Annotated in this window: 26 protein-coding genes and 1 tRNA gene; 24 read left to right on the top strand and 3 right to left on the bottom strand. The window is 58.3% G+C overall.

Features of this window, described 5'->3' with window-relative positions:
- Window positions 1-13: 13 nt before the first annotated feature.
- Both OC605_RS09530 and OC605_RS09525 read left to right on the top strand, forming a co-directional pair.
- A complete protein-coding gene (locus OC605_RS09530; RefSeq protein ID WP_016773491.1) occupies window positions 14-499 on the top strand; it encodes a YajQ family cyclic di-GMP-binding protein in 486 nt (161 codons plus the stop codon).
- Between the two features lie 152 nt (window positions 500-651).
- A complete protein-coding gene (locus OC605_RS09525) occupies window positions 652-1,494 on the top strand; it encodes a mechanosensitive ion channel family protein (protein WP_016773492.1) in 843 nt (280 codons plus the stop codon).
- Between the two features lie 225 nt (window positions 1,495-1,719).
- Here OC605_RS09525 and OC605_RS09520 read toward each other — a convergent pair whose 3' ends face one another.
- Entirely contained in the window at window positions 1,720-2,991 is a 1,272-nt protein-coding gene (locus tag OC605_RS09520; RefSeq protein ID WP_071173364.1) for an OprD family porin, read from the bottom strand.
- 76 nt (window positions 2,992-3,067) lie between these two features.
- On the opposite strand from OC605_RS09520, the gene OC605_RS09515 reads away from it, so the two are divergent.
- The 3 genes from OC605_RS09515 to OC605_RS09505 all read left to right on the top strand — a co-directional run bounded on the left by OC605_RS09515 (window position 3,068) and on the right by OC605_RS09505 (window position 4,517).
- Complete coding sequence (locus OC605_RS09515; protein WP_262136752.1) at window positions 3,068-3,430, top strand: hypothetical protein; 363 nt, start codon at window positions 3,068-3,070, stop codon at window positions 3,428-3,430.
- Between the two features lie 451 nt (window positions 3,431-3,881).
- A complete protein-coding gene (locus OC605_RS09510; protein ID WP_262136751.1) occupies window positions 3,882-4,307 on the top strand; it encodes an HIT family protein in 426 nt (141 codons plus the stop codon).
- A 3-nt stretch (window positions 4,308-4,310) separates the two neighbouring features.
- A complete protein-coding gene (locus OC605_RS09505; RefSeq protein ID WP_039758193.1) occupies window positions 4,311-4,517 on the top strand; it encodes a SlyX family protein in 207 nt (68 codons plus the stop codon).
- 63 nt (window positions 4,518-4,580) lie between these two features.
- Here the strand turns inward: OC605_RS09505 and OC605_RS28015 are convergent, their stop codons facing one another.
- Window positions 4,581-5,183: a cold-shock protein gene (locus OC605_RS28015; RefSeq protein WP_016773496.1), complete on the bottom strand. Its 603-nt coding sequence runs from the start codon at window positions 5,181-5,183 to the stop codon at window positions 4,581-4,583.
- A gap of 311 nt (window positions 5,184-5,494) precedes the next feature.
- Between OC605_RS28015 and OC605_RS09495 the strand changes: the two genes are divergently transcribed.
- The 19 genes from OC605_RS09495 (at window position 5,495) to nadA (ending at window position 20,551) form a co-directional block, all read left to right on the top strand.
- Window positions 5,495-5,965, top strand: a complete 471-nt coding sequence (locus OC605_RS09495; protein ID WP_016773497.1) for a Dps family protein — start codon at window positions 5,495-5,497, stop codon at window positions 5,963-5,965.
- 181 nt (window positions 5,966-6,146) lie between these two features.
- On the top strand, window positions 6,147-6,485 hold the full coding sequence (locus OC605_RS09490; protein ID WP_262136750.1) for a ribbon-helix-helix domain-containing protein: 339 nt from the start codon (window positions 6,147-6,149) through the stop codon (window positions 6,483-6,485).
- Window positions 6,486-6,615: 130 nt separating this feature from the next.
- Entirely contained in the window at window positions 6,616-6,837 is a 222-nt protein-coding gene (locus tag OC605_RS09485) for an FmdB family zinc ribbon protein (RefSeq protein WP_016773499.1), read from the top strand.
- A gap of 98 nt (window positions 6,838-6,935) precedes the next feature.
- Entirely contained in the window at window positions 6,936-8,711 is a 1,776-nt protein-coding gene (gene aspS / locus OC605_RS09480; protein ID WP_024014090.1) for an aspartate--tRNA ligase, read from the top strand.
- 119 nt (window positions 8,712-8,830) lie between these two features.
- Entirely contained in the window at window positions 8,831-9,577 is a 747-nt protein-coding gene (locus tag OC605_RS09475) for a YebC/PmpR family DNA-binding transcriptional regulator (protein WP_262136749.1), read from the top strand.
- Window positions 9,578-9,733: 156 nt separating this feature from the next.
- Window positions 9,734-10,261: a crossover junction endodeoxyribonuclease RuvC gene (gene ruvC / locus OC605_RS09470; RefSeq protein ID WP_016773501.1), complete on the top strand. Its 528-nt coding sequence runs from the start codon at window positions 9,734-9,736 to the stop codon at window positions 10,259-10,261.
- Between the two features lie 114 nt (window positions 10,262-10,375).
- On the top strand, window positions 10,376-10,984 hold the full coding sequence (gene ruvA, locus OC605_RS09465; RefSeq protein ID WP_024014088.1) for a Holliday junction branch migration protein RuvA: 609 nt from the start codon (window positions 10,376-10,378) through the stop codon (window positions 10,982-10,984).
- Entirely contained in the window at window positions 10,985-12,046 is a 1,062-nt protein-coding gene (gene ruvB, locus OC605_RS09460) for a Holliday junction branch migration DNA helicase RuvB (protein WP_024014087.1), read from the top strand. It abuts the gene before it with no gap.
- A gap of 127 nt (window positions 12,047-12,173) precedes the next feature.
- Window positions 12,174-12,641, top strand: a complete 468-nt coding sequence (ybgC, locus tag OC605_RS09455; RefSeq protein ID WP_130927192.1) for a tol-pal system-associated acyl-CoA thioesterase — start codon at window positions 12,174-12,176, stop codon at window positions 12,639-12,641.
- Window positions 12,631-13,326, top strand: a complete 696-nt coding sequence (gene tolQ, locus OC605_RS09450; RefSeq protein WP_008080223.1) for a protein TolQ — start codon at window positions 12,631-12,633, stop codon at window positions 13,324-13,326. The genes ybgC and tolQ overlap by 11 nt, the downstream gene beginning before the upstream one ends.
- Window positions 13,327-13,349: 23 nt before the next feature.
- Window positions 13,350-13,802 (top strand): protein TolR, encoded by a 453-nt coding sequence (gene tolR / locus OC605_RS09445; RefSeq protein WP_160767866.1) that lies wholly within the window; start codon window positions 13,350-13,352, stop codon window positions 13,800-13,802.
- Window positions 13,802-14,878: a cell envelope integrity protein TolA gene (tolA, locus tag OC605_RS09440; RefSeq protein WP_016773505.1), complete on the top strand. Its 1,077-nt coding sequence runs from the start codon at window positions 13,802-13,804 to the stop codon at window positions 14,876-14,878. Before tolR ends, tolA begins: the two co-directional genes overlap by 1 nt.
- Window positions 14,879-14,895: 17 nt before the next feature.
- Complete coding sequence (gene tolB / locus OC605_RS09435) at window positions 14,896-16,176, top strand: Tol-Pal system beta propeller repeat protein TolB (RefSeq protein WP_016773506.1); 1,281 nt, start codon at window positions 14,896-14,898, stop codon at window positions 16,174-16,176.
- A gap of 52 nt (window positions 16,177-16,228) precedes the next feature.
- A complete protein-coding gene (gene pal, locus OC605_RS09430) occupies window positions 16,229-16,726 on the top strand; it encodes a peptidoglycan-associated lipoprotein Pal (protein WP_003178634.1) in 498 nt (165 codons plus the stop codon).
- 6 nt (window positions 16,727-16,732) lie between these two features.
- On the top strand, window positions 16,733-17,572 hold the full coding sequence (gene ybgF / locus OC605_RS09425; protein ID WP_024014085.1) for a tol-pal system protein YbgF: 840 nt from the start codon (window positions 16,733-16,735) through the stop codon (window positions 17,570-17,572).
- Between the two features lie 167 nt (window positions 17,573-17,739).
- Window positions 17,740-18,387 (top strand): 7-carboxy-7-deazaguanine synthase QueE, encoded by a 648-nt coding sequence (gene queE, locus OC605_RS09420; protein WP_041479789.1) that lies wholly within the window; start codon window positions 17,740-17,742, stop codon window positions 18,385-18,387.
- Window position 18,388: 1 nt separating this feature from the next.
- A complete protein-coding gene (queC, locus tag OC605_RS09415; protein WP_262136748.1) occupies window positions 18,389-19,081 on the top strand; it encodes a 7-cyano-7-deazaguanine synthase QueC in 693 nt (230 codons plus the stop codon).
- 63 nt (window positions 19,082-19,144) lie between these two features.
- Window positions 19,145-19,220 (top strand) — tRNA-Lys (locus tag OC605_RS09410).
- Window positions 19,221-19,492: 272 nt separating this feature from the next.
- Window positions 19,493-20,551: a quinolinate synthase NadA gene (nadA, locus tag OC605_RS09405; RefSeq protein WP_016773509.1), complete on the top strand. Its 1,059-nt coding sequence runs from the start codon at window positions 19,493-19,495 to the stop codon at window positions 20,549-20,551.
- Window positions 20,552-20,729: 178 nt separating this feature from the next.
- Here nadA and OC605_RS09400 read toward each other — a convergent pair whose 3' ends face one another.
- Entirely contained in the window at window positions 20,730-21,218 is a 489-nt protein-coding gene (locus OC605_RS09400; protein WP_262136747.1) for an RDD family protein, read from the bottom strand.
- Window positions 21,219-21,223 lie beyond the last annotated feature (5 nt).

Below are 21,223 nucleotides of genomic sequence, written 5' to 3'. Positions count from 1 at the left end.
TTGGAGAGATTACATGCCGTCGTTCGACGTGGTATCCGAACTGGACAAACACGAACTCACCAACGCGGTCGAGAACGCCGTGAAGGAACTCGATCGTCGTTATGACCTGAAAGGCAAAGGCAGCTTCGAGTTCAAGGAAAAAGACCTGACCGTCAGCCTCACCGCCGAAGCCGCTTTCCAGCTCGAAGCGATGATCGAAATCCTCAAGCTGGCGCTGACCAAGCGCAAGATCGACGTGCAATGCCTCGAGGTCAAGGACGCCTACGCTTCGGGCAAGCTGATGAAGCAGGACGCCATCCTCAAGGAAGGCATCGACAAAGAGCTGGCGAAGAAGATCGTCGGCCACATCAAGGAAGCCAAGCTCAAGGTCCAGGCCGCCATTCAGGGCGAGCAGGTGCGTGTCACTGGCAAGAAGCGCGACGACCTGCAGGAAGCGATCGCGGCCCTGCGTGCCAAGGAATTCGGCATGCCGCTGCAGTTCAACAACTTCCGCGACTAAGCTTGGTCTGAAGGCTATGTGGGAGCGAGCCTGCTCGCGAATGCGGTGTTTCATTCAGCGAAAAGTTGACTGACACGCCGCATTCGCGAGCAGGCTCGCTCCCACAGTTGTTTTGAATACACCCCGGGAAGCCGGAAATCAGGAGATAGAACATGGATTTGAATGCGGAAGTGGACCACCTGGTCAAGGCGTCCCAGGCGTGGATCCCGATGATCATGGAATACGGCAGCCGCGTACTGCTGGCAGTGATTACCCTGGCCATCGGCTGGTGGCTGATCAACAAGGTCACGCAGAAACTCGGCGGTCTGCTCGCTCTGCGCAATGCCGACCTCGCGCTGCAAGGCTTTATCAGCAGCCTGGCCAATATCATTCTCAAGGTGCTGCTGATTGTCAGCGTCGCGTCGATGATCGGCGTCGAAACCACCTCGTTCGTCGCGGCCATCGGTGCTGCCGGTCTGGCGATCGGTCTGGCCTTGCAAGGCAGCCTGGCCAACTTCGCTGGCGGCGTGCTGATTCTGCTGTTCCGTCCGTTCCGTATCGGTGACTGGATCGAAGCCCAAGGTGTAGCGGGTACCGTCGACAGCATCCAGATTTTCCACACCGTGCTGCGTACCGGCGACAACAAGACCATCATCCTGCCCAACGGCAACCTGTCGAACGGCATCATCACCAACACCAACCGCCAGCCAACCCGCAAAGTCGTGTTCGATGTGGGCGTGGATTACGAAGCGGATCTGCAGAAGGCCCGTCAGGTATTGCTGGATCTGGCCAAGGATCCCCGCGTCATGCAGGACCCGGAGCCACAGGCAGTGATTTCGACATTGGGTGACAGCTCGATCACTGTTTCCCTGCGCGTATGGGTTAAAACTGCGGATTATTGGGATGTGATGTTCATGTTCAATGAACAGGCGCGAGATCGTTTGAAGGCTGCCGGGATTGATATTCCGTTTCCGCAGCGGGTTATACGCGTAGTGCAGGAATCTGCCACGCAGTAATCGTCTTTGAAGTTGGCTTGGCAGTCAGCAACTAATATAAAACCCGAGCAGTGTGCGCACTCTCGGGTTTTTTATCGGCGGGATAAAACTATGCGGGCTAATAAGTAGCTGGCTAATGTTTTTTCTGTTTGATCAGTTATTCATCCATAAAAAAACCGCCCTCCTGATTCAGGAGGGCGGTTTTGTTAGAGCAGAGCTCTACAGTACGTCAGCTTCGCAACCTTATTAGAGGATGCTCAGTGGATATTCAACGATCAAACGCAGGTCGTTGTTATCACCACCGTTGTAAGAAGTGTTGGAGCGATACCAGGCGCTACGCAGGCGGAAAGACAAGTCTTTCGCTGGACCGTTTTGCATAACGTATTTGGATTCGAAGTCCAGTTCGTGCTCTTTGCCCTCTTCAGCGCCGGTGCTGATGTTGTCACCTTTGATGTAACGGGTCATGAAGCTCAGACCAGGTACGCCGAAGGTGGCCATGTTCAGGTCATAACGGCCCTGCCACGAACGCTCGTCTGCACCGTTGAAGTCAGAGTACTGCACGGAGTTGGCGAGGAAGATAGTGCCGCCGCCGTCCACGCCGTACACGTAACCGGTGTCACCGCTGGAGCGCTGGTGGGCGAGGGTGAATTTGTGCGCGCCGATGCTGTAAGCAGCGCTAAGGGACCAGATGCGGTTGTCGATGTCGCCGGACAGGTCTTGACCTTGGCTCTTGCTCTTGTACCCGTTGAAATCGAAGTTCAGAGACTGTTCGTCGTTGATCGGCAGGGTGTAGTTCAGATTGACGTATTGCTTCTTGAAGTGGTCTTCCACGTCGGATGCTGCAACACCGGCGACAAAACTGTCGGTGAACTGATAGGTAGCACCGGCGATGTCAGCGGATTTCAGGCCACCTTCAACGATGGAGTCACGACCCATCTGGCTTTGCGCGCTCAGCGCGGTAAAGCGACCTGCGCTCAGTTCCAGGCCCGGGATCTCTTTGGATACGAGCATGGTGCCGGTAGCGGTCTCAGGCAGCAAGCGGCTGTCGTCGGTGGAAAAAACCGGGCTGGCGACAAACTGGTTACCGTATTTCAGGACGGTGTCGGAAAGACGGAACTTGACTGCTCCACCGCTTTTCGACTGAGTATCTTCAGCTCTGCCGTCGCTATCGGGAGCGAACAGACCGTTGCCAGTGCGGCCGCGTCCAGTGTCCAGCTTGATGGAGCCAAGACCGAAAGCGTCTACACCTACACCGATGGTGCCTTGGGTGAAGCCGGACTCGTAAATGGCATGCATGCCAATACCGGTTTCTTCACGATAGCCCTGGCGCTCACCCGACGGGCTGCTTTTCAGGTTTTCGTTCTTGAAATCACGGTTCATATACAGCATGCGAGTCTTGACGCTGAAGCTGCTGTCTTCAACAAAACCTTTCGATTCATCCTGAGAAGACGCCATTGCGAACTGCGAGGTGCCTGCTGCAACAGCCAGGGCGATCATGCTCCACTTCATCACGCGCATCGTGATTTGCTCCTTTGGTTTTTAGAAGAGTACTGCCGTCCCACCTGTTTTATTATCTGGGCGGCTCTTTCTTTTTGTGTCGGCGCAAACTTATATCACGCCGACATTGTTGGCGATACTTGCGAAATCAACCTTTCAGCCTCTTTACGGCGTTGTCGCAGAAGGAGCGCTGGATGTCGCAAATCCACAGTACCGATGCAACCGGGCTGACAACTTTATCGCTGTTTCCGGGCCTTTTTGCATCGCTAAAAAAGAGTCCCTGGCAAAACACTTGAATCTCCATCGGGCAACCCTGCCACTGTTTTTATTGGCTTCAGGCGACCACTTCCAGTGGTGCGCTTATAGTCCATACCTTTACGAATGCAACAAGCGTGCACAAACCGCAAAAACGCTGCGGTTATTTTTCTGTGTGCAGCTCTCAGATGTGAAAACCTTGTGAAAACGGGGTCTCGGGGCTGTTTTGTTACGGGCTTGACGACGATCCCCCAATGGTGTTGCAACGCACCAAAGACGCGCAGGACAACCAAAAACGTTACCGGTTCACCCCGCATTGAGTATTTGGCGGATGCCCGACCCACTGAGCGTAGACGTGTTGTGCAGTTTTGGTGCAAAAAAATCACAATCGGGCCCGAGTAAAACTGGCGCCGCCCGATTCGAGGGTCGACAGATCAGGGGTTTTCATGCGGATCTTCACGTCAAGGCTCATGTCCGGGGCTGTATTGGTGCGTCGGCGAGATAAATGTCTTATGTCGGCGCGCTTACTGAATTACTGTCGGAGGGAAGCGTGAAGCCCGCTGCATTCGCAGGTATGCTGCCGTTCTGTCGCTTGGCGCGCTGCTTTCACGGCGCCGCCGCTAAGCTGAGTCATAGGATCAGCGGGAGTGCTCACAGTGTTTGCTTTGGATTCACGACTTCAACAGGACGCCCTGGTCATCGGCGACTTTCCGTTGTGCCGGCTGTTGCTGTCCAACGACAGCAATTACCCTTGGTTCATCCTGGTACCTCGTCGCGAGGATATAAGCGAGTTGTTTCAGTTGGATGTCGCCGATCAGCAACAGCTATGGCGGGAAACCAACACCCTTGCCGAGTTACTCAAGGATTCGTTCGACGCCGACAAGCTGAACGTGGCAACCCTGGGTAACGTTGTCAGTCAGTTGCACATGCATGTGATCGTGCGTAAACGCGACGACGCCGCCTGGCCGGCGCCGGTCTGGGGCAGGCACCCGGCCAAGCCGTACAGCGCGGAACAGGTAGCAGCCATTCGCGAGCGCTTGCGTCTGGTGCTGACCGAAGAATTCACCTTTGTGGAGGGCTGAGTCATGAGCCTTGAAGAGCGCGTAACCGATCTGGAAAGCCGTCTGGCCTTTCAGGATGACACCATTCAGGCTTTGAACGATGTGCTGGTGGCCCAGCAGAAAGTCATCGAGCGCCTGCAATTGCAGATGGAAGCGCTGATCAAGCGTCACGAAGAAATGGTCGGGCAGTTCGGTGCTTTTGAAGAAGATGCGCCACCGCCGCATTATTGAGCCATTCGGCAGGCATAAAAAAACCGCGAACAGCCAGGCTGTTCGCGGTTTTTTTGCTTTGGATCAGCGACGCGGCAGAGCGGCGATCACGTCCTCGGCTTGCAGGCCCTTGTCGCGGTTCATCACCGAGAACTCGACGCGCTGGCCTTCGACCAGGACGCGGTGGCCTTCGCCACGAATGGCGCGAAAGTGCACGAAAATATCATCGCCGGAATCCCGGGAGATAAACCCGAAACCCTTGGAAGTGTTGAACCACTTCACGGTGCCGGTATCGCGATTGCTCATGTCATAGGTAGTCGGCGCAGCGGCCGGTGACGATTTGTAGAAGCTGACAGCCAAATGCAGCAGCACGGCAACCAGGGCGATCACCAGGCTGAACAACACCGCCGGCTGGCCAGCGATGACCGGCATCGGCGCGATAAGGGTCAAGGTTTGCAGGACGACAGTCAGTACCAGAAGGGCGCTGACCAGATTTTGCAGATGCTGGCGCGGGCCTTTGTTCCAGTAGGGAATCACTGGAGCGATGACCAGGTTCAGCAGGCCGAAAAAGGCCAGGTAAAGTGCATCGGGCTGTTGCAGGTAAGGAACGGCTTCGGCTTTCAGGCTGGGTATGAACGACAGCAGCAAGGCTGCTGCGCCCATTAGCAGGTGGACGATTTTCAACATTTTGATTGGCTCACGTTATGACGGCTCACAAGGAAGAGCTGAAGGCGCACGGTTCGCTTCAGGACAAAATAAGAGGCGGTGGACACGTACACGGCATCAGCCTATGCGCAACGCCCCGAAAAATAGGGCATGGCGACACACTGCCTATTTAACAGCAAAGCCTGCGGCTACTCAAATCAGCCCGGCCAGCGGCAGAGAAACGGTCGATTTGTCGCAGTCTGTTCGCCCTTTCATGGCTGCATACCGGCGAATGCCTTGCTAAAGTGGGGCTGAACCTGCTGGATGAATTCAATCACTGTTAGGGGGTAAGCATGGCAATTGATATCGGTATCAGCGAAGAAGACCGCAAATCCATCGTCGAAGGGCTGTCGCGGCTGCTGTCGGACACCTACGTGCTGTATCTGAAGACCCATAACTTTCACTGGAACGTCACTGGCCCGATGTTTCGCACGCTGCATCTGATGTTCGAGGAGCAATACAACGAGCTGGCGCTGGCCGTCGATTCGATCGCCGAGCGTATCCGCGCGTTGGGCTTCCCGGCGCCGGGTGCCTACGCGACCTACGCGCGTCTTTCTTCTATTAAAGAAGAAGTCGGTGTGCCGAGCGCCGAGGACATGATCAAGCAATTGGTCGAAGGCCAGGAAGCGGTGACCCGCACCGCGCGCGGTATCTTCCCGCTGCTGGACAAGGTCAGCGACGAGCCGACCGCTGACCTGCTGACCCAGCGTATGCAAGTGCACGAGAAAACTGCGTGGATGCTGCGCGCGCTGCTCGAGGAGTGACCCGGCCGCTGCGGACGGCGTGAGGTCGTCCGCATGCTCTCCAGACTCTTACCGTTGTCGTTGGCTTATCCTACGAGGCTGGTCAACAAGTCGTATGGCGCTAACTTTGTCACTGGGTTTTTATGAAGGCGCAGGATGTTGCCTTATAAATCAGCAGTCATGGCAAAGGAGTGTCAACGCTATGGTAGAAGGAGACAGGCGAAGCGACAGGATGTCGGCTTCGCGGCACGTAATTAAAGTCGACCCGTTTGTCAGCGAGTTCGACATGAATCTGATCCGGCCGTTGTCGCGATCGATTCGCCTCAACGGTTTTGCGACCTGCCTGCGCCTGGAGCAGGTCTACTGGAATATTCTCGGCGGCATGGCCGAGGACAATCATTGTTCGGTCAGCACACTGTTATCCCACGTCGATCGCGAGGTGCATCTGCGTTACGGCGGGGTGAAGAATTTCAGTGCGCTGGTACGGGTGGTTTGTGTCATGAAAGGGATCAAAGATCTCGCACCCGCCGTTTCGCGCTGAAACGGCGGTTGCAACGAGGTTGCAGGCTGTGCAGCGTTACGGCTGCACAGCCTGCATTTAATCGATATAATCCCGCGCTTTCGCCGCAAAGCCCTGCGCGCGGCAGCAATCTGATCGCCGAGACACCTCCATGCCAATGTACGATTACCAATGTGCTTCCTGTGGTCATCAGTTGGAAGCCATTCAGAAGATCAGCGACGCACCGTTGGTCGATTGCCCTGCCTGCCAGGCGCCCGAACTGAAGAAGCAGCTGTCCATGCCGGGTTTTCGCCTCAGCGGCAACGGTTGGTACGAGACCGACTTCAAGACCGGAGCCAAGAAGAATCTGGCCGGTGGCGACAAAGCTGACTAGGGTTCCAACCCTGAACGAACGACACGCGTGAGTTTCCGCCTTGCTTGATGGCGGCGGGATCTCCACCGAATTTCGAATTACGAGAAGCGAACCACACCATGATGCGCAGCCACTATTGCGGCCAACTGAACGAAAGCCTGGAAGGCCAGGAAATTACCCTTTGCGGATGGGTTCACCGTCGCCGCGACCACGGCGGGGTGATTTTCCTCGACATCCGTGATCGTGATGGTCTGGCCCAGGTGGTGTTCGACCCGGATCGCGCCGAGAGCTTCGCCGCCGCCGATCGCGTGCGCAGCGAATACGTCGTGAAGATCACCGGCAAGGTGCGTCTGCGTCCGGCCGGCGCGACCAACGCCAACATGGCCTCGGGCATGATCGAAGTGCTCGGTTATGAACTGGAAGTGCTGAACGAGTCGGAAACCCCGCCGTTCCCGCTCAACGAGTTCTCCGACGTCGGCGAAGAAACCCGCCTGCGCTATCGCTTCCTCGATCTGCGTCGTCCGGAAATGGCCGAGAAGCTGCGTCTGCGTTCGCGCATGACCACCAGCATCCGTCGCTTCCTCGACGAGAACGGCTTCCTCGACGTCGAAACGCCGATCCTGACCCGGGCCACTCCGGAAGGCGCGCGTGACTATCTGGTGCCGAGCCGTACCCACGCCGGTTCGTTCTTCGCCCTGCCGCAATCGCCGCAGCTGTTCAAGCAACTGCTGATGGTGGCCGGCTTCGACCGTTACTACCAGATCGCCAAGTGCTTCCGTGACGAAGACCTGCGTGCCGACCGCCAGCCGGAATTCACCCAGATCGACATCGAGACCAGCTTCCTCGATGAAAAAGAGATCATGGGCCTGACCGAGCAGATGATCCGCAACCTGTTCAAGGAAGTGCTGGATCTGGAATTCGGCGAATTCCCGCACATGACCTTCGAAGAAGCCATGCGCCGCTACGGTTCGGACAAGCCGGACCTGCGTATTCCGCTGGAACTGGTCGACGTTGCCGACCAGCTCAAGGAAGTTGAATTCAAGGTGTTCAGCGGCCCGGCCAACGATCCGAAGTGCCGCATCGCCGCACTGCGTGTTCCAGGCGGGGCGAGCATGCCGCGCAAGCAGATCGACGACTACACCAAGTTCGTCGGCATCTACGGTGCCAAGGGCCTGGCGTACATCAAGGTCAACGAGCGTGCCGCCGGTGTTGAAGGTCTGCAATCGCCGATCGTGAAGAACATCCCGGAAGACAAGCTCAACGTGATCCTCGATCGCGTTGGCGCAGTCGATGGCGACATCGTGTTCTTCGGTGCCGACAAGGCCAAGATCGTCAGCGAAGCCCTGGGCGCGCTGCGCATCAAGCTCGGTCACGACCTCAAGCTGCTGACCTGCGAGTGGGCACCAATGTGGGTCGTCGACTTCCCGATGTTCGAAGAGAACGACGACGGCAGCTTCTCGGCGCTGCACCACCCGTTCACCGCACCGAAGTGCACCCCGCAGGAACTCGAAGCCAACCCGGCCGGCGCACTGTCCCGTGCGTACGACATGGTGTTGAACGGCACCGAGCTGGGCGGCGGTTCGATCCGTATCCACCGCAAGGAAATGCAGCAAGCGGTATTCCGCCTGCTGGGCATCAACGAAGCGGAACAGGAAGAGAAGTTCGGCTTCCTGCTCGACGCGCTGAAGTACGGTGCACCGCCGCACGGTGGTCTGGCTTTCGGTCTGGACCGTCTGGTGATGCTGATGACCGGCGCCCAGTCGATCCGTGAAGTGATCGCCTTCCCGAAAACCCAGAGTGCTGCCGACGTGATGACGCAGGCTCCGGGCGTGGTCGATGCCAAGGCACTGCGCGAGCTGCACATTCGCCTGCGCGAAACGCCAAAGGCTGAGTAAGACGGGCCTGAAGGCGCATCTTCGGATGCGCCTTTTTTCTTTCTCAGGTCGAATTTTTCAATTGCCGGCCGCTGCCTCGGCAGGGCGGGCAAGGTTTCAAAGAGCATTCGGAGCAAGTTATGGCAGGTCATTCCAAGTGGGCAAACATCAAGCACCGCAAAGAACGTCAGGATGCCAAGAGGGGCAAGATCTTCACCAAGTGGATCCGTGAACTGACCGTTGCGGCCCGTCAGGGTGGCGGTGATCCGGGTTCCAATCCACGTTTGCGCCTGGCCCTGGACAAGGCGTTGAGCGCCAACATGAGTCGCGACATCATCGATCGCGCGGTTGCGCGCGGTGCCGGTGCCACTGAAGCGGACAACGTCGAAGAACTGACTTACGAAGGTTACGGCCCGGGCGGCGTGGCGGTGGTGGTCGAGTGCATGACCGACAACCGCAACCGTACCGCTGCTGCTGTGCGTCATGCGTTCAGCAAGTGTGGCGGCAACCTCGGCACCGACGGTTCGGTGGCCTATCTGTTCGAGCGCAAGGGCCAGATCAGTTTCGCCCCGGGTGTCGATGAAGACGCACTGACCGAAGCGGCGCTGGAAGCCGATGCCGATGACGTGGTCACTCACGACGACGGTTCGATCGACGTGTTCACCTCGTTCACCGGTTTCTATGCGGTGCGCAACGCGCTGGAAGCGGCCGGGTTCAAGGGCGATGATGCGGAAATCGTCATGCAGCCGACCACCAGTGCCGAGCTGGATCTGGAAGGTGCGGAGAAGGTGCTCAAGCTGATCGATATGCTTGAGGATCTGGATGACGTGCAGAACGTCTACTCCAACGCGGATATCCCGGAAGACGTCGCCGCTCAGCTTGGCTGATAAGCGACTAGTCTTCCCTGTGGGAGCGAGCCTGCTCGCGAAAGCGGTGTGTCATTCAGCACCTGTATCTGCTGACATACCGCCTTCGCGAGCAGGCTCGCTCCCACATTTGCTATTGGCTGTCAGGTAAATCGTTTTTATGAATCTGCAGGCTTTATGACTCTAATCCTTGGTATCGACCCCGGTTCGCGCATCACCGGTTACGGGATCGTTCGCGATACCGGGCGGGGTGGCTGCATCTATGTGGCCTCGGGCTGCATTCGCACCGGCTCCGGCGAGCTGCATGAGCGTCTGCAAATCGTCTATCGCGGCGTGCGCGAAATCATCAAGACCTACGGCCCGGTGACCATGGGTATTGAAAAAGTGTTCATGGCGAAAAACGCCGACTCGGCGCTGAAGCTCGGACAGGCACGGGGCGCTGCGATTGTCGCCGGCGCCGAAGAGTGTCTGGAGATCGCCGAGTACACCGCCACGCAAGTCAAACAGGCCGTCGTCGGGACTGGTGCGGCCAATAAGGAGCAGGTGCAGATGATGGTCATGCACATGCTCAAGTTGACCAGCAAGCCGCAGATCGACGCCTCCGACGCCCTCGCGATCGCCATTTGCCATGCGCACACGCGCTCAAGCCTGCTGCCGCACGGGCTGGGAACCGCACGCAGTCGTGGCGGGCGCCTGCGTCTCTGATAGCATCAGCATCAATTTTCCTGAAAGTGGCTTTGCGGTGCCTGTGTTGCCGGCGCGCAAGCCACCTTCAATCGTCGCCAGCCCACGGCTGGCCAGCGCTCAAGGATTCAAAACGTGATTGGACGCTTGCGCGGCACCCTGGCTGAGAAACAGCCGCCGCACCTGATTCTCGATGTCAATGGCCTCGGCTATGAGGTGGAAGTGCCGATGACCACGCTTTATCGGTTGCCGTCGGTCGGTGAACCGCTGACCCTGCACACCCATTTGGTCGTACGCGAAGATGCGCAATTGCTCTATGGTTTTGCCGGCAAGCGTGAGCGAGACTTCTTTCGCGAGCTGATCCGGCTCAACGGGGTCGGACCGAAACTGGCGCTGGCGTTGATGTCGAGCCTGGAAGTCGATGAGTTGGTGCGCTGCGTGCAATCTCAGGACACTTCGGCGTTGACCAAGGTCCCGGGGGTTGGCAAGAAGACCGCCGAGCGTCTGCTGGTGGAATTGAAAGACCGCTTCAAGGCCTGGGAAACCTCGCCGGCGATGTTCGCGCTGGTGCCGAATCAGCCGGACGGCCCGGCGCCGGTCAACAGCGCCGAGACCGATGCGGTCAGCGCGTTGATCTCGCTGGGCTACAAGCCGCAGGAAGCGAGCAAGGCGATTTCCGCGATCAAAGACAAGAACCTGAGCAGCGAAGACCTGATCCGCCGCGCTCTGAAGGGAATGATTTAAGTGATTGAAGCTGATCGTCTGATCGCCGCCGCGCACAGCCCGCGCGAGCGCGAAGAAGTCCAGGATCGGGCCATCCGCCCGGTCAGTCTGGCCGACTACATTGGCCAGCCGACCGTGCGCGAGCAGATGGAGCTGTTCATCCAGGCTGCGCGTGGCCGCAGTGAATCCCTCGATCACACCCTGATCTTCGGCCCACCGGGGCTGGGCAAGACCACGCTGGCCAACATCATTGCCCAGGAAATGGGTGTGTCGATCAAGAGCACCTCCGGGCCAGTGCTGGAACGCCCGGGTGATCTGGCCGCGTTGCTGACCAATCTTGAGCCGCACGACGTGTTGTTCATCGACGAAATCCATCGTCTGTCGCCGATCGTTGAAGAAGTGCTGTACCCGGCGATGGAAGATTTCCAGCTCGACATCATGATTGGCGAGGGGCCGGCGGCGCGTTCGATCAAACTCGATCTGCCGCCATTCACACTGGTCGGCGCCACCACCCGCGCGGGCATGCTGACCAACCCGTTGCGTGATCGCTTCGGTATCGTCCAGCGCCTGGAGTTCTACAGCACGGCGGATCTGGCAACCATCGTCAGTCGTTCGGCGGCGATTCTCGGTCTGCCGCTGGACCCGGAAGGTTCGTTCGAGATCGCCCGTCGCGCCCGTGGCACGCCGCGAATTGCCAACCGTCTGCTGCGACGGGTGCGCGACTTTGCCGAAGTCCGCGCCAAGGGTCACATCACCAAAGCGGTGGCGGATCTGGCGCTGAACCTGCTGGACGTCGATGAACACGGTTTCGATCACCAGGACCGGCGGCTGCTGCTGACCATGATCGAGAAGTTCGACGGCGGCCCGGTCGGTATCGACAGTCTGGCGGCGGCGATCAGTGAAGAGCGCCACACCATTGAAGACGTGCTCGAACCGTATCTGATCCAGCAGGGCTATATCATGCGCACGCCACGGGGCAGGGTGGTGACGCGGCATGCCTACCTGCACTTTGGTTTGAATGTTCCGTCACGCATGGGCGAGATGCCCGTGGCAGACGAGTTTCTCGACGCCGTCGACGATTGATACACATTTGCTGGTGATTTATTCAGGGTTTGTACTGTCAGACGACGGTACTTTTGCGTTAAAGCTTTGAAACTACGAAAAACAGTTGTCTGGCCGGATTGGCAACCTGAGGAGTAAGCACTAGAGTATGCGCGCGCAAAACGGGCTTGAGCCGTTCGCACATCGTTGTCGCGTTTATTACGAGGACACCGATGCGGGCGGCATCGTGTATTACGTTAATTACCTCAAGTTTATGGAACGGGCTCGAACCGAGCGGCTACGGGAACTGGGCTTTGCCCAATCTGTGCTTGCCGGAGAGGGCCTGTTGTTCGTCGTGCATTCCAGCGAAGCGCGCTACCACGCGCCGGCGCGACTGGATGACGAACTGCTGGTAAGCGCTGATGTAATCGAATTGAACCGTGCCAGCCTGCGCTTCAAGCAGCAGGTCAGGCGGGCCACGGATAATGTGCTGCTCTGCGAAGGGCAGTTTTTGGTGGCCTGCGTGCGCACCGACAGTTTGAAACCCCGGGCCCTTCCCGAAGACCTGCGTGCGGCCTTCGCCGACGCGGTCGGCCCGGGTACACACTCAAAGCAGGAGATAAAGCGTGGAAGCTAACGTCGTCGACCATTCCTCCATGTGGAGCCTGGTCAGCAATGCCAGCATCGTGGTGCAGTTGGTAATGTTGACCCTGGTGGCCGCATCGGTGACCTCATGGATCATGATCTTTCAGCGCAGCAATTTGCTGCGCGCCGGTCGACGCGCCCTGGAGAGCTTCGAAGAGCGCTTCTGGTCGGGTATCGACCTGTCCAAACTGTACCGTCAGGCTGGCAGCAACCCTGATCCGGATTCGGGCGTGGAGCAGATCTTCCGTGCCGGTTTCAAGGAGTTCTCCCGTCTGCGTCAGCAGCCAGGTGTCGATCCTGAAGCCGTGATGGAAGGTGTCGCCCGTGCCATGCGCGTGGCCATCTCGCGCGAAGAAGAGAAGCTCGAGCAGAGCCTGCCGTTCCTCGCCACCGTCGGTTCGGTCAGCCCGTATATCGGTCTGTTCGGTACCGTGTGGGGGATCATGAACTCCTTCCGCGGTCTGGCCAGCGCTCAGCAAGCGACCCTCGCCACCGTTGCTCCGGGTATCGCCGAAGCCCTGATCGCCACCGCGATCGGCCTGTTCGCTGCGATCCCGGCGGTCATCGCTTACAACCGTTTTGCTGCGCGCAGCGAAACCTTGCTGGGCCGCTACTACACCTTCGCCGATGAATTCCAGGCGATCCTGCACCGCAAAGTGCACACCAGCGAAGAATAAGCAGGTATTTCCCGATGGCTTTAATCGCTCGAGCTCGCAAAAAGCGCAAGCCGGTCGCCGAGATGAACGTGGTGCCCTACATCGACGTGATGTTGGTGCTGCTGGTCATCTTCATGGTGACCGCGCCGATGCTCAATCAGGGCGTGAAAGTTGATCTGCCCAAGGTTTCCAGCGAAGCCTTGCCGCAGGACAACAACACCCAGGTCCTGACCATTTCGATCAAGGCTGACAAGACCTACTACTGGAACCTTGGCAGTGAAGTCGACACCGAGAAGCAACAGGACAGGGCCATGACCCTGCCACAGATGACTGACGCGGTGACCAAGATCATCCGCGCCGGCACCGAGGGCGGCAAACGCACCCAGGTATTCATTCGTGGTGACAAGACTGTCGACTACGGCGCCGTGATGGGTGCCATGGGCGGGTTGCAGAAAGCCGGGGTCGGTAACGTTGGTCTGATTACCGAGGCCCCCTGATGCAGCAACAGCGAGAGCCGTCCGCCTCGGAAAGCTACTTCTGGCCTAGTGTTCTGGCAATCGTCCTGCACGTGCTGGTGTTCGGCATGCTGTTCGTCAGTTTTGCCTTCACGCCCGAACTGCCGCCGGCCAAGCCGATCGTCCAGGCGACTCTGTACCAGCTGAAATCGAAAAGTCAGGCGACCACCCAGACCAATCAGAAGATTGCGGGTGAGGCGAAGAAATCCGCCGCGCGCCAGACCGAAGTCGAACAGATGGAACAGAAAAAGATCGAGCAGGAAGCGGTGAAGGCGGCGGAACAAAAGAAAGAGGAAGCGGCTCAAAAGGCCGAGGAAGCCAAGAAGGCCGACGAGGCGAAGAAAGCGGACGAAGCAAAAAAGGCTGATGAAGCCAAGAAAGCCGACGACGCGAAAAAAGCCGAAGCGAAAAAGGCCGAAGAGAAACAATTGGCTGATATAGCCAAGAAGAAGGCCGAAGACGAAGCGAAGAAGGCTGCTGAGGAAGAGGCGAAGAAAGCCGCTGCCGAAGAAGCCAAGAAGAAGATCGTCGAAGACGCGAAGAAGAAAGCCGCCGAAGACGCCAAGAAGAAAGCTGAAGCTGAAGAGGCGAAGAAGAAAGTCGCCGAAGACGCGAAGAAGAAAGCTGCTGCCGATGCTGCGAAGAAGAAAGCGCAGGAAGCGGCACGCAAATCTGCCGAAGACAAAAAGGCCCAGGCCCTGGCAGATCTGCTTTCCGACACGCCGCAGCGTCAGCAGGCCCTGGCCGATGAGCAGGGTGACGAGGTTGCCGGTAGTTTCGATGACCTGATTCGCGCTCGCGCAGCAGAAGGCTGGGCTCGTCCTCCTTCGGCGCGCAAAGGCATGACGGTCGTGCTGCAAATTGGCATGTTGCCGGACGGTACGGTGACCTCGGTCAGCGTGGCCAAGTCCAGCGGTGACGGTCCGTTCGATGCTTCGGCAGTCGCGGCAGTGAAGAATATTGGACGTTTGACAGAAATGCAGGGAATGAAGCCGAGCGATTTCGCTCCGTATCGTTCATTCAAGATGACATTCACACCTGAGGATCTAGCCTTGTGAGAAACCTTCTTCGAGGAATGCTGGTCGTGATCTGCTGCATGGCAGGGATCGCGGCGGCAGATGAAAAGAACATTCTGGTCACCAGCGGCAGCGATCGGGCTACTCCGATCGCCGTCGTACCGTTCGGCATGCAGGGCGGCGCCGTGCTGCCGGATGACATGGCTGAAATCATTGGCAACGATTTGCGCAACTCGGGCTATTACTCGCCGATTCCGAAAGCCAACATGATCAGCCAGCCAAGCCAGCCGAGCGAAATCATCTTCCGTGACTGGAAGGCGGTGGGTGCTCAGTACATGATGGTCGGCAGCATCGCTCCAGCGGGCGGTCGCCTGCAGGTGCAGTGGGCACTGTTCAACGTCGCCACCGAGCAGAAAGTGGCGGACGGCAGTGTTTCCGGTACGACCGACCAGATCCGTGACATGGCGCACTTCATCTCCGATCAGTCGTTCCAGAAGCTGACCGGCATTGAAGGTGCCTTCTCGACGCGCCTGCTGTACGTGACGGCCGAGCGTTTTTCCGAGAAGAACACCCGTTACACCCTGCAACGCTCCGACTATGACGGTGCCCGCGCAGTGACTCTGCTGCAATCGCGCGAGCCGATCCTGTCGCCGCGTTTTGCACCAGACGGCAAGCGTATCGCCTACGTGTCGTTCGAGCAGAAGCGTCCGCGTATCTTCATGCAGAACATCGACACCGGTCGCCGTGAGCAGATCACCAACTTCGAAGGCCTCAACGGCGCGCCAGCCTGGTCGCCGGACGGCAATCGCCTGGCGTTCGTGCTGTCGAAAGACGGTAACCCGGACATCTACGTAATGAACCTCGGTTCGCGTCAGATCAGCCGCGTAACCAATGGCCAGGGCATCAATACCGAACCGTTCTGGGGCAAGGATGGCTCGACCATCTATTTCACCTCGGACCGTGGCGGCAAGCCGCAAATCTATAAAACCAGCGTCGGTGGCGGTGGTGCCGAGCGTGTGACGTTCGTGGGCAACTACAACGCCAACCCGAAACTTTCGGCTGATGAAAAGACTTTGGTGATGATCCATCGTCAGGATGGCTTCACCAATTTCAAGGTGGCAGCTCAGGATCTGCAGCGGGGTAGTGTAAAGATCCTCACTGATAGCACTCTGGACGAGTCACCTACTGTTGCGCCCAACGGCACCATGGTAATCTACGCCACCCGCCAACAGGGCCGGGGAGTCTTGATGCTCGTGTCCATTAATGGGCGCGTGAGGCTCCCGCTTCCTACCGCTCAAGGCGAAGTCAGAGAACCGTCCTGGTCCCCTTACCTGAAGTGAGCGGGCGCTACACGTTTTACTTAACACACTGGGGTTCATTAGGAGTTTCACGATGGAAATGCTGAAGTTTGGTAAATTTGCTGCGCTGGCTCTGGCCATGGCTGTAGCTGTAGGTTGCTCGTCCAAAGGCGGCGACAACGCCGGTGAAGGCGCTGTTGATCCAAACGCTGGTTACGGCGCAAACACCGGTGCCGTTGACGGTTCCCTGAGCGAAGAAGCTGCTCTGCGCGCAATCACCACCTTCTACTTCGAATACGACAGCTCGGACCTGAAGCCAGAAGCCATGCGCGCTCTGGACGTTCACGCCAAAGACCTGAAAGCAAACGGCGCTCGCGTTGTTCTGGAAGGCAACACCGACGAACGTGGTACTCGTGAGTACAACATGGCACTGGGCGAGCGTCGTGCGAAAGCCGTTCAGCGCTACCTGGTACTGCAAGGTGTTTCCCCAGCTCAGCTGGAACTGGTTTCCTACGGCGAAGAGCGTCCAGTTGCTACCGGCAACGACGAGCAGTCCTGGGCCCAGAACCGTCGCGTCGAACTGCGTAAGTAATTCGATATGCGAACGTGCCGTCGTGCTGTAACTGTTCTGGCTCTCAGCCTCGCGCCGCTTGCGGCGTGGGCTGCGGTTCCTGTGGTCGATGACAACTCCGGTTATAACAATAGCGGGAGCAGTTATCCGCCTGCGGGTTACGGTACGAACGGCGCCTATGCCGGGGGAGCGGCTTCGGCCCCTGCCTCGGCACAAGGCATGCTGTTCAACCAATTGCAACAGATGCAGGATCAGATCTCGCGCCAACAGGGCGTGATCGAAGAACTGCAGAATCAGGTTTCGCGCATGAAGCAGGAATCCCTGGAGCGATACCAGGATCTTGATCGGCGCATAGGATCCGGCGTTGCACCAGCCGCGACTCCCGAGAATTCTTCTGCCGGTGGCGATGCAAGTGCTGCTGCCGGTGCTGCCGCAGGCGCGGGTGCTGCTGCGGCAGCCCAGGCCCCTGCTGCGGGTAGCGAACCGGCTGATCCGGCCAAGGAAAAGCTGTATTACGATGCCGCTTTCGACCTGATCAAAGCCAAGGATTTCGACAAGGCCAGCCAGGCCTTCGCCGCTTTCCTGCGCAAATACCCCAACAGCCAGTACGCGGGCAACGCCCAGTACTGGTTGGGCGAAGTGAACCTGGCCAAGGGTGATCTGCAAGGTGCAGGTCAGGCCTTTGCCAAGGTTTCGCAGCTGTATCCCAAGCACAACAAAGTGCCGGACTCGCTGTACAAGCTGGCTGACGTAGAGCGCCGCCTCGGTCATACCGACAAGGTCAAAGGCATTCTGCAGCAGGTGGTGTCCCAATATCCGGGCACTTCCGCCGCGCAGCTGGCCCAGCGTGATTTACAGCGCATGTAAGCCTGTTCATCCGTGTTTTGAAGAAACCCGCGCTTGTCGCGGGTTTTTTCGTTAGAATTCACGCCCTTTTTCTGAAACACGCTTCTTGTGGTCTACGCGTTGGCGGGATTGCCTGAAGTGCCTGACGGAGGCGGACAGCCTGTTTAGCTGTTACGCCCGTGGCGACTATGCAAGACACATTGAGAATTACCGAAGTTTTCTACTCGTTGCAGGGGGAAACTCGGACTGCCGGGCTGCCCACGGTTTTCGTGCGCCTGACCGGTTGCCCGTTGCGTTGCCAGTACTGCGACAGCGCTTACGCGTTCAGCGGCGGCACCGTCCGCACCCTCGACGACATCCTTGAGCAAGTGGCCGGTTATCGTCCGCGCTACGTTTGTGTCACCGGCGGTGAGCCGTTGGCTCAGCCGAACGCCATTCCTTTGCTTGAGCGGTTGTGTGATGCCGGTTACGAGGTGTCGCTGGAAACCAGCGGCGCCCTAGACGTATCCGCTGTCGATCCGCGTGTCAGTCGCGTCGTCGATCTGAAAACGCCGGGCTCGAAAGAAGCCCATCGCAACCGTTACGAGAACATCGAACTGCTGACCCGCAACGATCAGGTGAAGTTTGTCATCTGCTCGCGGGAAGACTATGACTGGGCGGTATCGAAGCTGATCCAGTACGGGCTTGATCGACGGGCGGGTGAAGTGCTTTTCTCCCCAAGTCATCATGACCTCAATGCCAGGGATCTGGCGGATTGGGTGGTGGCAGACAACCTGCCAGTGCGGCTGCAACTGCAGTTGCATAAATATCTATGGAATGATGAGCCGGGGCGCTGAGATGATTGAACAACTGAACACTACCGAAAAACGTGCCGTTATCCTGCTTTCGGGCGGCCTCGACTCGGCCACCGTCGTGGCGATGGCACGCGCCGAAGGCTACGCCTGCTACACCATGAGTTTCGATTACGGTCAGCGCTCGCATGCCGAATTGCATGCCGCCGCCCGCGTTGCTCGCGATTTGGGTGTGGTCGAGCACAAGGTCATCGGACTGAACCTCAATGGCATGGGCGGCTCGGCGCTGACCGACACCAGCATCGATATTCCGGAAGAGCTGGGCGAAGGCATTCCGGTGACTTACGTGCCGGCGCGTAACACGGTTTTCCTGTCGTTGGCATTGGGTTGGGCCGAAGTGCTCGGCGCCCGCGACATCTTCATCGGCGTCAACGCAGTGGATTATTCCGGCTATCCGGACTGCCGTCCCGAGTTCATCGAGTCGTTCGAGCGCATGGCCAATCTGGCGACCAAGGCTGGCGCAGAAGGCAATGGCTTCCGCATCCAGGCGCCGCTGCAGAACCTGAGCAAAGCGCAGATCGTTCAAGCCGGCGTTGAGCTCGGCGTTGATTACGGTTTGACGGTTTCCTGCTATCAGGCCGACGATGACGGCCGCGCCTGCGGCAAATGCGACAGCTGCCGCCTGCGTGCGGAAGGCTTCGCGGCAGCTGGTGTGGGTGACCCAACTCCTTATTTTTGATCTTTTTCAAAAAAGGTGTTGAATAGTCCTTAAAAATCAGTATTATACGCGCCACCACACAGCGGGTCGTTAGCTCAGTTGGTAGAGCAGTTGGCTTTTAACCAATTGGTCGTAGGTTCGAATCCCACACGACCCACCATATTTGGCGGTTTAGAAAATCCGGAAGGCCCACGAAAGTGAGGATTTCCGGGTTTTTTTTTGCCTGCAATTCGGGCGTTCGATGTTTCAGCGCGGCCACACCTGACGCAGGTCAGAATCATCTTTTGTATCAACGGGATATTCTGTAGCCTTGCGCAGCTTCAACGCTGTCCCGTGCCTGATGATACTCACTCTCCCGGCGGTACCCTCTAGCGGTCCGGAGCCGGGTGTATACTCGACTTTCGCGCGAATGCGCCTGCAGGTCTTGCGAACATGACGCAGATTTCCGAACGCCTTCTGGTTCAAGCCCACCTCGACGCCAAGCAGCCTAAACCGCTGACGGCAGAAGAGGAGGCTTATTACCGTTCCGCCATCGCCGCCGAGCTCAAGGCTCAGGACGCGGTGCTCGTGGCCCACTTTTATTGCGATCCGGTGATTCAGGCCCTGGCCGAAGAAACCGGCGGCTGTGTTTCCGACTCCCTGGAAATGGCCCGCTTCGGCAATGCCCATCCGGCCAAGACCGTGGTGGTCGCCGGCGTGAAGTTCATGGGCGAGACTGCAAAAATTCTCAACCCGGAAAAGCGCGTGCTGATGCCGACCCTGGAGGCGACCTGCTCGCTGGACCTGGGTTGCCCGGTCGACGAGTTCTCGGCGTTCTGCGATCAGCACCCCGAGCGAACGGTGGTGGTTTACGCCAACACCTCCGCCGCCGTGAAGGCGCGGGCTGACTGGGTGGTGACTTCGAGCTGCGCACTGGAGATCGTCGAAAGCCTGATGGACAACGGCGAGACGATCATCTGGGGCCCGGACAAGCACCTGGGCACGTATATTCAGCGCAAGACCGGTGCCGACATGCTGCTTTGGGACGGCGCCTGCATCGTCCACGAAGAGTTCAAGTCCAAGCAGCTCGAGGATATGAAAGCGTTGTACCCGGACGCAGCGATTCTGGTGCATCCCGAGTCGCCGACTTCGGTGATAGAGCTGGCGGATGCCGTCGGTTCCACCAGTCAGTTGATCGCGGCCGCGCAAAGCCTGCCGAACAAGACCCTGATCGTTGCCACCGACCGCGGCATCTTCTACAAGATGCAGCAGCTGTGCCCGGACAAGGTCTTCATCGAAGCGCCTACCGCCGGTAATGGCGCGGCTTGCCGCAGTTGCGCACATTGCCCGTGGATGGCCATGAACACCCTTGAGCGCACGCTCAAGAGCTTGAAGGAAGGCACCAACGAAATCTTTGTCGATCCGGCGCTGATTCCCCAGGCGATCCGCCCGTTGAAGCGCATGCTGGATTTCACCCAGGCAGCGCGGATGAAGCTGGCCGGTAACGCCTGAGTGAACCCCTTGTAGGAGTGAGCCCTGTGGTGAGGGGATTTATCCCCGTTGGGTGGCGAAGCCGCCCTAAATCAAACACCGCGGCATATCAGGGATACCGCGTGTGTTTCTTTACGACTGCTACGCAGCCGGACGGGGATAAATCCCCTCACCACAGGCCGACTCTTGAGTATGGAAATTATTTGCTCTTCTTCGGGATTCGTACCACACGGGTATCCGAATAAATGTCATGCCAGGTGCGCTTCTGCTTGTCGAACAGCGACCAGAAGAAACCCAACCCGATACACAACCATGACGCGATCGACACCATAAAGCGCAACAGCGCCTGCCACAGGCTGATGGCCGTGCCGTTGGCGTTCTGCACGCGGATGCCCCACACCTGCATGCCGAGTGTCTGCCCGCCGTGGGTCCAGAATTTGGCGAAGAAGCCGAATAATACCAACAGCAGCACCGTGGAGTAGAGCGGATCGCCATCGAGCTGGCCGGCGTCGGTCATCACCCGCAGCCGTTCTTCGCCGACAATCGCGGCCTGAATCAGCTTGTAAATGAATCCGGTGACGATCAGCAGGGCGGTGCACAGCAGGAAGTCGTAGAACATCGCAGCCAGACGACGACCGAGAGCAACGGGAGGAAAGTCCCCTTGCGGCGTGAGCAGGTGTTTCGACATGGCAG

The sequence above is a fragment of the Pseudomonas sp. Marseille-Q5117 genome (assembly GCF_946901175.1).
In the GTDB taxonomy this organism is placed as follows: domain Bacteria; phylum Pseudomonadota; class Gammaproteobacteria; order Pseudomonadales; family Pseudomonadaceae; genus Aquipseudomonas; species Aquipseudomonas iranensis.
The sequence above is the reverse complement of the archived record's forward strand: the minus strand, read 5'-3'. Positions and strand labels throughout refer to the sequence as shown.